At 55.9% G+C, this 13797-nt stretch carries 11 protein-coding genes and 3 pseudogenes; 6 read left to right on the top strand and 8 right to left on the bottom strand.

Annotated elements, in window-relative coordinates; genetic code table 11:
• The 3 genes and pseudogenes from QRN50_RS22600 to QRN50_RS22590 form a co-directional block, all read right to left on the bottom strand.
• A pseudogene (locus QRN50_RS22600) lies at positions 1-265 on the bottom strand (hypothetical protein); the annotation flags it as partial.
• Between the two features lie 198 nt (positions 266-463).
• On the bottom strand, positions 464-1618 hold the full coding sequence (locus QRN50_RS22595; RefSeq protein ID WP_096127348.1) for an epoxide hydrolase family protein: 1155 nt from the start codon (positions 1616-1618) through the stop codon (positions 464-466).
• Positions 1615-2535: an NmrA family NAD(P)-binding protein gene (locus QRN50_RS22590; RefSeq protein ID WP_032657665.1), complete on the bottom strand. Its 921-nt coding sequence runs from the start codon at positions 2533-2535 to the stop codon at positions 1615-1617. The genes QRN50_RS22595 and QRN50_RS22590 overlap by 4 nt, the downstream gene beginning before the upstream one ends.
• Before the next feature lie 113 nt (positions 2536-2648).
• Here QRN50_RS22590 and QRN50_RS22585 point away from each other — a divergent pair, with 113 nt between their 5' ends.
• The 3 genes from QRN50_RS22585 (at position 2649) to QRN50_RS22575 (ending at position 6329) form a co-directional block, all read left to right on the top strand.
• On the top strand, positions 2649-3275 hold the full coding sequence (locus QRN50_RS22585; protein ID WP_096127347.1) for a TetR/AcrR family transcriptional regulator: 627 nt from the start codon (positions 2649-2651) through the stop codon (positions 3273-3275).
• A gap of 322 nt (positions 3276-3597) precedes the next feature.
• A complete protein-coding gene (locus tag QRN50_RS22580) occupies positions 3598-5241 on the top strand; it encodes an RNA-binding domain-containing protein (RefSeq protein WP_024661158.1) in 1644 nt (547 codons plus the stop codon).
• 476 nt (positions 5242-5717) lie between these two features.
• Entirely contained in the window at positions 5718-6329 is a 612-nt protein-coding gene (locus tag QRN50_RS22575) for a type I restriction endonuclease (protein ID WP_239986854.1), read from the top strand.
• A 299-nt stretch (positions 6330-6628) separates the two neighbouring features.
• On the opposite strand, the gene QRN50_RS22570 is transcribed toward QRN50_RS22575, so the two are convergent.
• The 3 genes and pseudogenes from QRN50_RS22570 to QRN50_RS22560 form a co-directional block, all read right to left on the bottom strand.
• Positions 6629-7987, bottom strand: coding sequence for an MFS transporter (locus QRN50_RS22570; RefSeq protein WP_011266195.1), 1359 nt, complete (start codon positions 7985-7987; stop codon positions 6629-6631).
• Between the two features lie 381 nt (positions 7988-8368).
• Positions 8369-8568 (bottom strand): annotated as a pseudogene (locus tag QRN50_RS22565) (hypothetical protein); the annotation flags it as partial.
• 132 nt (positions 8569-8700) lie between these two features.
• Positions 8701-9553 (bottom strand): annotated as a pseudogene (locus QRN50_RS22560) (IS5 family transposase).
• 209 nt (positions 9554-9762) lie between these two features.
• Between QRN50_RS22560 and QRN50_RS22555 the strand changes: the two are divergent.
• The 3 genes from QRN50_RS22555 to QRN50_RS22545 are packed head-to-tail and all read left to right on the top strand — an operon-like array spanning position 9763 to position 11497.
• A complete protein-coding gene (locus tag QRN50_RS22555; RefSeq protein WP_010408113.1) occupies positions 9763-10257 on the top strand; it encodes an Hcp family type VI secretion system effector in 495 nt (164 codons plus the stop codon).
• Between the two features lie 11 nt (positions 10258-10268).
• Positions 10269-11114 (top strand): RNase A-like domain-containing protein, encoded by an 846-nt coding sequence (locus QRN50_RS22550; protein WP_010408111.1) that lies wholly within the window; start codon positions 10269-10271, stop codon positions 11112-11114.
• An 11-nt stretch (positions 11115-11125) separates the two neighbouring features.
• Positions 11126-11497: a hypothetical protein gene (locus tag QRN50_RS22545; RefSeq protein ID WP_096127346.1), complete on the top strand. Its 372-nt coding sequence runs from the start codon at positions 11126-11128 to the stop codon at positions 11495-11497.
• Positions 11498-11720: 223 nt separating this feature from the next.
• Here the strand turns inward: QRN50_RS22545 and QRN50_RS22540 are convergent, their stop codons facing one another.
• Both QRN50_RS22540 and QRN50_RS22535 read right to left on the bottom strand, forming a co-directional pair.
• Positions 11721-12485, bottom strand: a complete 765-nt coding sequence (locus QRN50_RS22540; RefSeq protein ID WP_285427617.1) for a hypothetical protein — start codon at positions 12483-12485, stop codon at positions 11721-11723.
• Between the two features lie 157 nt (positions 12486-12642).
• A complete protein-coding gene (locus QRN50_RS22535; protein ID WP_024661162.1) occupies positions 12643-12978 on the bottom strand; it encodes a hypothetical protein in 336 nt (111 codons plus the stop codon).
• Between the last annotated feature and the right edge of the window lie 819 nt (positions 12979-13797).

The raw sequence follows: 13797 nt of genomic DNA, 5'->3' as shown, positions 1-13797 counted from the left end.
AGAACCACTTTTCCTGCACTTGGGTATTGATCAGCGCATCGCCACCCTTGGCCTGGATGGCGCTGTTCTGCGCACGAACAAAACGGTCGTTCTGACGAATCGGGATCAGACCGAACAGCATCAGGCCGGTGGCGCTTGCTTCACTGTGACCTACTACGGTGTATTGGCTGCTGTCATAGTGCGGAGTTTTCATAGGGGTGCCGGTGCAACCCGCCAGAACCAGGCCACATACTGCTGCGGCGACAACTTTACTCACTGACTTCACGATAAAACTCCATGGAAAACGCCCGGATCCAAATCTCGGGCGGCGGTACTTTACTCGCAGGGCGCGTGCTTTAGGTATTTTTTTGAAATCGCCTCACAGCACGCTCATGACCGAGCATCCGCCAACTCCGAGAGTGGCTGTTTTCCAGTTGTAGCGGAGCGCTGCACCTCCGAGATGTTCAGTACGCCTGCAAAAGTATTAACGCAGCAGGCGGAAGGTCTCACGCACATGCTCGGTGAGCGTTGCCGGGTTTTCCATGGCTGCGAAGTGGCCGCCGTGCTCGGCTTCCGCGAAGAACCGCAGATCGTCGAAACGCGCCTGCGCCCAGCGCCGTGACAAGCGCAGCAGCTCGCCCGGGAACATGCTCACGCCCGCAGGGACAGGCATCGCGGGGGCAGCGCCTTGCTTGTGCATTTCGCGCATCCCTTCCCAATAGAAACGGATCGAGCTGGGCCCGGCATTGGGCAGCCAGTACAGCATGATGTCGTCGATCAGCGCATCGAGCTCGATAACCCGCTCAGGCTCGCCGCCGCTGTCGGAGGCATCCTGAAACAGCGCATACACCCACGCAGCCAGGCCAACGGGCGAATCCGCCAGGGCGAAGCCTACTGACTGCGGCCGGGTGCTGTGCACTTTCATGTAGCCGGAAAGCTCTCGGTCGTAGCGTTGCGCATCGGCCAACATGCGCTGCTCTTCAGGGGTGGGCTGGGCGATTTCCGCCTCGGTGGCTTGGTACATGACCATGTTCAGGTGAATGCCGATCAGGCCAGGCGGGCGCATGTGCCCAAGGGCGGTGGTCACGGCCGCGCCCCAATCCCCACCCTGAGCGGCCCAGCGCTTGCCATAGCCCAAACGGTCCATCAACTGTGCCCAGGCCGCCGCCGTTTTGCCCACGCCCCAGCCTGTAGAGCGCGGCTTATCACTGAAACCAAAGCCCGGTAGCGCCGGGATCACCAAATGGAACGCATCGCTGGCCTCGCCACCGTGGGCGACAGGGTCGGTGAGTGGCCCGATCATCTTCCTGAACTCAAGAATGGAGCCCGGCCAACCGTGGGTCATCAGCAAGGGCAAGGCGTCAGGGTGAGGCGAGCGGATGTGCAGAAAGTGAATCCCAAGGCCGTCGATCTCGACCCGGCTGCTGTTCCACTGATTGAGCTGGGCTTCGGTGGACCGCCAGTCATAGCCATTACGCCAGCGCTCGACCAGCGCGCGCAGACGCTGAAGCCGTGGTCCCTGGCTGTTGTCGGACACGGTCTCCGGATCAGGCCAGCGGGTTTGCGCCAGACGCTGGGCAAGATCGTCGAGTTGCGCCTGGGGGATTTGAAGTGGAAAAGGTTCGATAAGGTAGGTCACTGTTTGCTCCCTTGCACATGGGTACGGGCCAGCGTGTCACGCACGGACGCCCATTCACGTTGACCATAGCGGTCGTTATCCAGATTGAGCAGCTTGCCGCGCCCGCTCATCATGTCGCGCAGGTATTGCATGCCCTGCCAGGCCGGAAACGGCTTGTCACTGGCAGGCGTGAGCGCACGCACCACGCCGATGAGGGTGGACAGCGTGCCGATATTGCCGGGGCGCAGGGTGCGGTAGCGCTGCCCGGTCAGCTCGGTGAGGAGGCTGGCGATCTGCGCAGGCGACAGGCTGTTACCGGCAATGCGCAGAAAGCGCGGCGTGTGGGGATCCAGCGCGGCATCGGCGGTGAAGGCGGCTACGTCGTCCTTGGCCGTGAAGTCCAACTGCTGTTGTGCATCACCGAAATGCAGCACCCGGCGTCCGGGCAGCACGATCGGCGCATCGCCTTCGAGCAGCTCCAGAAAGCCTCCGTTGAGGATCGAGGTCACGCTGATGTCGGCCGCATCGAGCTGGGTGAGGAAGCGTCGGCGAAGGTCCAGGTTGCGGTTATCGCCAGGCCGGGTACGGGTGTAGTCGAGCGAATAATCCGAGGGAATGAACCTGGGTACGCCAGCCGCCACCGCAGCCTCCAACAGCCTGCCCTGCTGCCCGATGATCACCTCTTCCAGGCCGTTGAGCGTAGACACCACACAACCCGATCCAGCAATGGCGCGGCGCAGGCCCTGAGCGTCATCCAGTGAAACAGGCGTGATCGTCGTGCTGCTGTTGCGCAGGCCGTTCAGCCTGGCCGGTTCAGTGCCCGGTCTAACCAGCGCTATGACATGGGCACTGCGCTCTGCCAAGGCGCGCACGACGCGTTGGCCCAGATCTCCCGTAGCGCCAGCAACCACAATGGGTAAAGCAGTCGCGTCATTCACAAAGCACTTCCTTGGTCGTTATGAATAGGTAGAAACGGCGTTTACCTGCTTCCATTTAACTGAACGTTACCGTTTAGTTGACGAACAAACAAGCGGGCTGTAATTTGCCGGCCATGACAGCGATCAAGACCAAATCCAAAGGCGGCAGGCCCAGGCAAGACCAGGCGGGCGAGGCCGAGCGTCGATTGCTGGACGCCGCGCTGCAGCGCTTTCTGGCCTGTGGTTTCGAAGGCACCTCATGCGAAGACATCGCCCGCGCCGCCGGCGCCAGCAAAGCCACCCTCTATGCGCGTTACGCCAACAAAGAAGCGCTGTTCGAAGCCGTGGTCCGACGCCACGTAGCCACCTTGCTGGTGCCCGCCGAAACCACTCCCGCACTCCCACTCGAAGGACGTCTGCGGCACGTGGGCCACGGCATCCTCGAACATGCGCTGCAAGCCGATACCCTGGCCATGATGCGCCTGGTGATCGCCACCTCCAACCGCACCCCGCTGCTGGCGGCTGAGGTCAACCGGATCGGGTGGGAAGGCGGTTTCATCAGAGTACGTTCGGCGATATTGGCAGGCCCGGACCAACCCACCGACCCTGACGCACTTGCCCGTCAATTCATTGATCTGGTGTTCGCTCCCCATCAGCTTAGAGCGCTGTTGGGGGAGGATCGGGGGGTGTTGATTCAGGGTATTCCGGAGCGCGTGGAATGGGGGGTGAGGATGGTTGGGGTTGCTGGGTTGTTGGGGTGAGGGGTTTGGGTTTTAGGTGTTTTGAAGTAATTGGGCTGGACGGTGAAGCCCTCGCGGGGGCTTTGGCTCAGGAGGCCTGCCATTGCTCATTACTGATAGCTGAGCCGCGATTCCTGATAGGTGCACCATCACGCTTGTAGGTGGCAATGCATGGTCGGGGCCAGGACGGTGTGCTGTGCAGAGGCAAGGTCACCCCTTTGCTTGTCTTCTCTGCCAAAAGCGCGGCTGCATTGGTTAAGATGCGCTCCTTAGCTTGCAAGTGGGTGCGGTATAACCGGCCTGGCAGCGCTGCTATTCAGCGCTTTGATTTGGAGTATCTGCAATGGATGCCGAGCAACAGTTGCACCGCTTACTCGCCAGTAGCGGCGAGAGCGAGGTGGTGGAGTTTAAGGAGGCCAAAAACGGCTATGACTTCAGCAAGCTCGGTAAATATTTCTCCGCCCTGAGTAACGAAGCCAATCTCAAAGGCATGCCCAGCGCCTGGCTGGTGTTTGGTGTGAAGGATAATCTACAAGTGGTGGGCAGCCAGTTCCGCGAAGCCTTCAAGGATCTGCAATCGCTGAAGAAGGAAGTGGCCGATAAGGTCAGCCAGCGCCTGAGCTTTATTGATATCCATACCGTTCTACATCCTGATGGTCGCGTATTGCTGTTCGAGATTCCTGCCGCGCCGCAAGGCCTGCCGGTAACCTGGGAAGGCCACTACTATGGCCGCGACGGTGAATCCCTCGGGCCGCTGTCGCTTGAAGAAATCGAGCGCATCCGTGGCCAGAATCGTCCGCAGGATTGGAGTGCGGGCATTTGTCCCGGCGCAAGTCTGGCTGATTTGAGTACGGAGGCCATCGCCTTGGCTCGCCGCGAATTTGCCACCAAGCATCCCAAGATGGCTGCCGAACTGCCGGCCTGGAGCGATGAAACCTTTCTCAACAAATCCAAGCTGACCATTCAGGGGCAGATCACGCGTACCGCCATCCTGCTGCTGGGTAAGCCTGAGGCAGCGCACTGGCTCAATCCGGCCTCGCCCACCATTAGCTGGATTCTCAAGGATCGTGACGGCTCAGAGCGTGACTACCAGCATTTTTCTTGCCCGCTGCTGGCTAGTGCCGACGAGGTGTACCGCAAGATCCGCAACCTGAAATACCGCTATATGTCGGACAGCTCGCTGTTCCCCGAAGAGGTCGATCAGTACGACCCCTTTATCATCCGTGAGGCGCTCAACAACGCCATCGCCCATCAGGACTACCAGTTGGGCGGCAAGGTCTCGGTGGTGGAGTTCGAGGACGGACAGCTGTGCTTCAGCAACCCCGGCGCTTTTATTCCCGGATCGGTCGAGCAGGTGATCCAGGCCGACGCGCCGGAAAGCCGCTATCGCAACCGCTTCCTCACCGATGCCATGGTCAACCTGAACATGATCGACACCATCGGCAGCGGCATCCGCAAAATGTTCCTGATCCAGAAGAATCGCTTCTTCCCCCTGCCGGAATATCAGCTGGAGCAAAACCGCGTGCAGGTGACCATCACCGGGCGTGTGCTGGACATCAGCTATGCGCGCAAGCTCGCCGAGCTGCCCAACCTGGCGTTGGACGACATCATCCTGCTGGATAGGGTGCAGAAGCACAAATCACTGAGTGATGCACAGGTTCGCCATCTCAAGGCGCAGAGGCTGATCGAGGGGCGCAAGCCCAATTTCCATATCTCCGCTCAAGTGGCGCGGCACAGCGACGATCTAGCTCAGTACATTCTTAACCGTGGCATCGATGACACGCATTACAAGCGTCTGATCTGCGAATTAATCCAACAGTCCGGATCGGCCAGACGGTCCGCCATCGACAAGCTACTCGTAGACAAACTGCCGGACGTTTTAGACATTCAACAGAAGGCCCACAAGATTAAGAACCTGCTGCAATCCTTGAAAAAACAAGGGGTTATCGAGCCAAAGGGTAAGCTGTGGCAAATGTCTAAAGGCTGATTTCTAGACATTTTTAGACATTCAGGAAATGGTCTGGCGATGACAAAAGATGCTTGGAGGCATTGCCCGAACTCATTTGACGGTCATTTGACTGGAGCGGCCATTGCAAGCGGGCAGGCCAAGGAAAGGCGCGGTTTTAGCCGCTCCCACTTGCACTGCTCAATTTGCCGGCCATTTGACTGATACGGCCAACGCCTCCAGGCAGCACCCTAAAACTTTGTAGATTAGGGCCTTGAAAAAAATGCTCATTTGGCTGCATGAGCGCTTTAGACGAATTAGCCGGGGTGTTAGACATTTTGCAGATTGTCAACCGAGCCTGCTCCAGCTTTTAACCCTATATAAATCAAAGAATTAGCAGAAATAAAGGTAAGTAGCGACGAATATCTAAACCCCGTTGGCTGGATATTTTTAGACATTCGCGCGCCACGCCGGGCGAGCCTGGCCCCAATAAGCGAACAAGGGATAAGGAAGCTGGAATGGTAAGCAAAACCAACGAGCAGGCGCTGGAAGCGAGTATCGAAAAGTACCTGACCGGCACCTGCCTGGAAGAGCAGAATGTGATCCGCGACCGCGCGGCAGAATTGCCCTTCAGCCCCCATCACGCTTACCAACTGAGCCGCGCCCAGGACTTTAATGCCCGCTATGCCATAGATGCTCGCTGTTTATGGCAGTTCCTTGAGGCCAGCCAGAGCGATGAGCTGGAACGCCTCAAGCAGCGCTACGAGGACTGGGACCTGCGCATTCTGGAGCGCTTCGACCGGCCGGCGAAAAAATACGGCGTGCTGCACCTACTCAAGCGCGGCCTGGCCATCGACGATGTGCACCTCAACCTCATGTACCCCGCGCCGTTGGCGAGCAGCTCGGAGCGGAACAAACGCCAGTTCGCGGCGAATCTCTTTAGTAGCACCCGCCAGGTGCGTTACTCCCTGAGCAATACCTTAGAAGAGATCGACCTGGTGCTTTTCATCAACGGGCTGCCCTTCGCCACGCTGGAGCTGAAGAACCCCTGGACCGGCCAGACCGCCCGTTATCACGGGCAGAAGCAGTACAGCGACAGTAGCCATTCGAGAAGATCGTCGAGGAAGTGATGCTGATACGCCGCCGTCAGGACCTAGAGCTTTATCGCCTTGTAGCCGGTGATACGGCGCTCAAGCCTTCGTTGCAGCAGAGCATGAGGGGCATGCTGGACTGAGATATGTGCGAGCCAGGTGCGTTTCAGCATGTCCGGTCCATACGGCTAGTACTCAAAAGTTCTTCGTAGACTGTCCAAAACACATCAAGATTTCAACAGAGTGCCCAGGCATGAATCACGCAAATAAAACCAAGCCGCCGCAGAGTGCATATGCAGTCTGCGGCGGCTCTTTCCTGCAAAGCCTGGGGCTCTGAATCAGCTTTGCCCTTGCTTCGGATCCTCAGCGTGAGCCCAACGATAATCCAGACGCGGCGCGAACACTTTGATCCGACGCTTGATCTTGATCAGAATCGGGTCATGCACCGGCTCCGGATCTTTCAGGAAGACGGTCAGCACAGCACTCAGTGCGTACAAACCGGAGAACGCCCAGACCACACCTTCAATGCCGTAACTTTCATTGAAGATCGCAACAACAGCCGGGCCAACCCACGTCGACGCGCCTGCACCCAGGCTCAACACCGACAAGGCGGCCGCTTTGTTGTTCGGTGCCAAAGCAGGGGCAAGCGCCGACAGCGGTACGAAGCACGCCAGGGTCAGGCCGTAGAAGGCGCCGAAGATCGAGGCGATCAGGAAGTCGTTCGGAAACGCCTGTGGCATGAAGAAGAACAGCGGCGTGCTGATCGTGCTGCCCACTGCGCCAAACCACAGGATCGTGTTGCGATAACCGATCTTGGTGCTGATGACGCTGGAGCCCAGGTTGCCGATGATGTTGAACACAAACACGATGGTCAGCAGGCGCAGCCACTCTTCCAGGGTGAAGCCAACGGTTTGCATGAAGAACCCTGGCATGACCACCAGAAAGCCAAACATCGACGAGGTATTGATGACGCGGACGATACCGGCCAACGACACTTTAGGACGGGTCCACATGATGGTGATGTTCTTGGCCATCGACACCAGCGGGCGCTCGCCTTCCGGCGCCAGTCGACGCATGCCATGAGCTTCGCGCATCCCGACCAGACCAATCACACCACCGATGACCACCAGGGCGAAAGACAGCCAGAAGGTCAGCAATGCACCAATCAACGGAATAGCGATGCTCGCCACCAGAGAGCCCAGCATTGGCAGGCCCGCGGCGTAAGCCACCCAGAACCAGCCCACGGCCATGCCCATCTTGCGGGACGGCGTGGAAGCCGCGATCCAGACCAGGAAACCGTAGGCGAAGAGCGGATAACCGAAACCGCGCAAACCATAGGTCAGCAGAATCATGGAATAGCTCAATTCCTGCAGCCCGTAGACCAGGAAGAGCACTTCGAATACGCTCCAGATGATCAATCCCAGGAACATCACCCGTTTCGGGCCCCAGATATTGGAGAGCGCGCCGGCGAGCCACGATGAAATACCGACCGTGACGCCATAGAGGGTGAAGATCATGGCGACTTCATCGCCGGGCATGCCGCGTTCACTGAGGAAGGGCGAGAGGTATCCGAGTTCTACGCCATCGCCGATCATGAAGATCAACAGGCCGACAAAACCCCAGAACATGGGATAGGGAATACCAACTTTGTCGCAGAATCTAACGAGTGGAGTGTTCGGAGTGGATTGATCGCTCAATTTTCCGGTCCTTTTTGTTGCACGACGTTTGGGCGCGCCGTATGAATGGCCTCGATGAGGTTGAAAGACAGATTGGATAGCACAGGCATCCGCTTCGGGCAGCGAGCAAAACTGGCTTGATTATTTGACGCGCGGGGTCAGACATTGGAGCAGCTATCGTCGACCCATTAATCTATGTTTTTCTAGATTTTCGAGCCCGAAGCCGACCTTTTATGCCAGATGAAACGATTCATCACAACCGCAAGCCATTATTTTGGGTGCGACAATATGTCCGGTTGCATTGTCTGAGGGGTTCGGATTTAGGGGGATGAGGTGTTTCGAATTGTGTATGAAAATAAATACATCTTTTTCCTGGGGTTGTGAGAAAAGCGGTGAGCGGTGTGCCAGTGCTGCCGCATCTTCGAAACCGTTCAGGGCGTCGAACATACCGAGGCCTTTGCTGGCATCGGTTGGGGGGTGGCGAGCATGCGCACCTCGATGCCCGCTTTCAGTTCCTTGTTCGGTTGGGCCATTTGCTGGACCAACATCTTCTCGCCGATGACGCGCAGAGCGCACATAACGATCTCATCCAGCACCAAAAGCCAGGAATAACAAAGCCCGCACAAGGCGGGCGTTCGGGCATTTCGCAGAGCGTCCGAAATCCAGGACACATCCGAACCAAAAATATGGTGCACCAAGCGGGATTCGACCCCAGGACCCCTGCCTTCGGAGTCCTAGGCTCTGTACGAAAAATACTGTCTCAAACACCGCATGGTACAAGCCAGTGGGACCATTGCCGCATAACTTTTTGCGAGTTTGTAGAAGCGCGTAACGATGCGACGGTTCTCCTTCAACCAGCCGAACATGCGCTCGATGATGCTGCGCTGCCGGTACTTGGGGCGATCAAAGAGTCTCGGTAATCCCGGTTTAGGCTTGCGCTTCATCGTGCGTAGCGGGATTACCGGCTGCATCCAGTAACTGTCGCAGTAGCGACCAACGCTTCGGCGTCATAGCCCTTATCAGCCAGCAACCAGCGACAGCGCTTGCGGGGGCGACCGCGCAAACTCGGGATGTAAGCGTTATCCAGCAGCGGTTGCGCATAGCTGATGTCGCTGGCTTGCCCACCTGACAGTAGAAAGTTTAGCGGTACGCCATTGGCGTCGCACAGCATATGGATCTTCGTCGTCAGGCCGCCCCGGCTTCGACCGAGGGCGTGGTGTTGCGGTTCTTCAGGCCCCCTCTTTTCCCAGCACCAGAAGAGGCCCGGGTTGCGCGTACCGCCGTGGAGTCAATCATCCAGGTCTCCAGATCAATTAACCATTGCTCATTCAGCTTGATGTGAAGCCGCTTGAGCATCTGGTCGAACGTCCCGCGATTGCGCCAGTCACGAAAGCGTTGATAAACCGTTGACCATGGGCCGAAGCGTTCGGGCATGTCGCGCCAGGCAGCACCCGAGCAGAGCCCCCAGAGCACGCCGTTGAGCATCAGCCGATCATCTGACCGTGGGCGTCCGTTACGGCGGGGTTCACTGAATATGTCTGCAACCAAATCCCAGGCTGCGTCGGGGAGTTCGTACCGTTTGGCCATCGTGGGCTCCTGCCGTTGATGGACGCGGACTTTACTGACTCCCGACGCTTACTGGGTTCAAATGAGTTTCAGATGATTTCGTACAGAGCCTAGGTACGTACACAGCTCTTAACGTGCAATCAGACCAAGCACACCCTAGGCTGGCAATCTGAGAGAGAATTCGGCTAATATTTTCTTTTTGATATGTTGAAAAGCAGGGAGCTACGATTATGTCTTTTGATGCTTTTATGAAAGTTGATGGTGTTGAAGGCGAGTCTCTTGACGATGGACACAAAGGTTGGATAGAGCTGCTTTCTTATCACTACGACGCAATGCAGTCGATCAGTCAGACTGCCAGTTCCAGTGGTGGGGCGACCGCTGGAGGCGTTTCCCTCGGGGATTTTCAGATCAGCAAATATATAGACAGAGCCACCCCGAAACTATTTGAGCTTTGCTGCAGGGGCTCACACATCAAAAATGTGACCATCCGAATCCATAGGGCGGGAACTGAAAAATTCAAGTATCTGGACATAGTGCTTGAAGAGGTGCTGATTGCATTAGTCAGTGGGCAAGGTGCAGAACAATCTGGCTTTCCCGTCGAAGTGGTGACCTTAAATTACGGTCGTATCAAATTTGAATACTCACAACAACGACGTGCTGATGGTGGGAGTGCGGGTATCGTTTCTGGTGGTTGGGACAGGACCGCTAACAAGCCATTTGCGTAAGGAAACGCATTATGTCTGATGATGGAAGCTTTCGCGTCATCCTCAATTTTGCCCAAATGTCGGCGGTACTCTCTCATGAGTCCCTTACGCCCGCGGAGATGATGTCTAACCGTATATTTGGCAGCCTTCGACTCGTCGGTGGCATTATTGAGCTCGCTGGTTCGGGGGTCTTATGTGCGCTACCTGAGCCAACGATGATTTCAAAAGTCGGTTGTGTGGCAATGGGCGTGCATGCATCTGACCAACTTTCAGCCGCGTCAACGCAGATTGTTACAGGAGAGCAAACCGATTCTTATGCATTTAAAGCAGGGATGACTGCGGCTGAGGCATTGGGGGCTTCTCGAGAAACGGGTCAGGTTATTGGTCTAGCTACTGAGTTCGTGGTTCCCCTGACTACTGCTTCTATGTATAACGCATTCCGAGTGTCCTCGGTACGCGCTGGGAGAATGACAGTTGATGTTAGTGAAAAGCCAAAAAATGTGCCTAGAAAAGATCCGGGTGGTCATACACTAAAGGATCACTTTCAAAAAGATATTCCCGGATTACAGCAACGCCTGAAAAAGGTAAGATCGGCGACTGTAATGTCTACGTTTGAAAAAATGGATATTGCAGAGTGGGCGGTTAGCCAAACATTGAAAGCAAACCGCCTCAGAATTCTAATGTATTCCAAAACTCAATTTATTCGCAAGAGCAACCGACTAGTCTTAGATTTCGATGCTCAACAGGAGGTGGGTTGGGGCATATACCGTTCAGCGCCAAACACTCCCGTAACCATGACAAAATTGAGGGTAATTATAGAATTCGTTGAATTTAATCACATGCCCAGATACATCCTTACAGCCTTTCCAATTCCTTGAGGTTTTTTGCAATGCGCGGATATATGGAGTTGATAAGCTTTATGAAGGTGTTGAGTGATGGATTGCTCGATTATCTGCCTGAAGATCAAAGAGCTGGACAGCTTACCGTCGAAGAGGTAATCGAGCAATGGATGTCAGAAAAATCTTATTACTCCAGCCTCTCGCTGAGAAAAGATATAGTCACTTATATAAGGCTCCAAGAGTCCGGCGATTTTTCAGTTGATGAGATACTGTCATGGTATGACCTTTGCTTCATTCCTGAAAGATTTGGTGTTGAAGAGCATGTTTTTTTTAGCGGAATACTCAAGTCAATAGACTCGCACATTGAAAAGAAAAAGAAATCTTTCTTTGTTAAATATTTTAGTTGGGTAGGATGCAAGTAATTATATATTAATCCATTAAAAATGGCGTCGATGGAGCAGACGCTACACGTTGCACGTTGCAGATTATCGTCTTGGAAGCTATTTTTGAGTTCATCAGGCGTCAGCGCCTCCTAAAGGCCCGGATGCAGCAGCCAAGACGGCCACGAACAGGAAAATCCCTAGTGGGATGCTTCTGAAATACCACACTGATGCATGCACGACTTAGGCGGAGCAACTACAAGCCCTACCGCTTCGCCAACAACCGAGCTAACCCAGCCGTCACCACGACAGCCAGCAAAACGGCAGCCGCGATAGACAGAAGCACGCCCCATTGCAATATGGAGTACCTGAGGGTCAGGTAGAAACTCACCACCCCGACGGCGCCAATGGCATTGCCGCGGATTATCGCCGCCAGTTCATAACGCCCGCCTTGCACATGGACGAACACTGCAAGCGGCCAGGCGATCACCGGGATGGGCGCCAGCAGTCCACTGACCACCGGCCCGAGCCAGGTAGCGCTTGCGGTAATCGCCAGCAGCAGAAGCGTGGCCGTCAGCATGCGCATCGGAATGACCCAGCGCGGCAGTGCCACGTATGACGCTACGTCCGGCGGTGCCTGTTTCGAGGTGGCAACGATGATCAATGCAACCATCAGCAGCGTGCAAATGATCGACAGCGCCAGTAAGCCCAACAGGTTCATCACAAAGGCCGTCGCGCCATACACCGCCAAGGCCAGGACGCATCCCGTCAGCGCCGAAACGTGCCGAGTGATCAGGAAATAAAACAGGTAAGTCGCCTGAATCGCCGCCAGCCCGGCCAGCGCGCCGGGCACCGCCATCGAGGCAAATTGGGTGCCTTGCTCGAGGCTGAGAAACAGCATGACCAGCGCCGAGGTCATCGGCAGCCCGGAAAGCAGCCCTGCCACGCCGGTACCCCAACGCCTGGCCGCCAATGAAATAGCCAGCATGAGCGCGGGGGTGATGAGTAACTTGAGGTAGAAGGCCGTCATGCAGAAAACTTCACATCCGAAGGTGGGCTGAATGCTAAACCTTTTGGCGGTGGGTAACGCTGCATGTCAGCGCTTACTCCATCGCTCGACAGCGCATCCGCCAATAGCCAAAAACAGAAAAGCCCGGCGAACCGGGTTTTCTGAAATCGGGCAGTGCTTATTTGGCGGTTTTCAGCTTGATCACGTCACCAGAAACGGTGGTGGTATAGCCGTTCAGGACCCAGGCCCAGAACCACTTTTCCTGCACTTGGGTATTGATCAGCGCATCGCCACCCTTGGCCTGAATGGCGCTGTTCTGCGCACGAACAAAACGGTCGTTCTGACGAATCGGGATCAGACCGAACAGCATCAGGCCGGTTGCGCTTGCTTCACTGTGACCGACGACCGTGTATTGGCTGCTGTCGTAGTGCGGGGTTTTCATAGGGGTGCCGGTGCAACCTGCCAGAACCAGACCACATACTGCTGCGGCGACAACTTTACTCACTGACTTCACGATAAAACTCCATGGAAAACGCCCGGATCCAAATCTCGGGCGGCGGTACTTTACTCGTCGGGTTCATGCTTGAGGTAATTTTTTGAAATTGCCTCACAGCGCGCTCACGACCGAGCATCCGCCAACTCCGAGAGTGGTCATTGCCGGTTGTAGTGGGACAGGACTTGTCAGCAGCGCGGCTTGAGGCGGCCGCATTGCGGCGTCAAGGAATTAACCAACCGTTCTAAAGCAGAGGATGGTTTCGGGATTTGAGATGTTCTGTCGCTGGGTCTAGTATTAGTCGGCTAGGACACCCGATGTGCGTTGGCAAAACCACTGGGGACCCTAGAGGTTTCCAAGAGATACAGGGGCGGGAACCCGCGGGAGTGCGTTAGTGGAAGGATTTCAAAGCTACTTGAATTTCAGGCATGGAAATCGAAAGAATTTCTGCCTGAGAAAAGGTCATCGTTACCGCATCGGTAACGATGACCTTTTGTGTTGATTATTATGGACACATTGAGCCGTCAACCGAGTCAACCTATCAACCCATGTAGAAAAATCAGTTACTGCAGAGATCTTGCGGGTTTTATGTACCGTTTCATTCAGAAGCGCTCAGGGCCACCGGCGACCTCCCATCATCTGTGCAACTGCTCTGGTGAACTATGTGTTCGCCCGGCTTACCTGTTCACTAAGCTGGGCACCTGTCCGCTAACAAACTCCTCCGGGTTTCCTATTCTGTATCCCTCAAAACCCCAGGTCCCCGACCATGCTAGAGCCTAATCAAAGACCTAGGCTCTGTACGAAAAGTCGGCGAGCGAAGGTCAGGCGAGGCAAAAACAG

This window comes from Pseudomonas sp. MEJ108 (genome assembly GCF_030208985.1).
In the GTDB taxonomy this organism is placed as follows: Bacteria; Pseudomonadota; Gammaproteobacteria; order Pseudomonadales; family Pseudomonadaceae; genus Aquipseudomonas; species Aquipseudomonas fragariae.
Note: the sequence above shows the minus strand (reverse complement) of the source record. Positions and strands in the feature narration are given on the sequence as shown.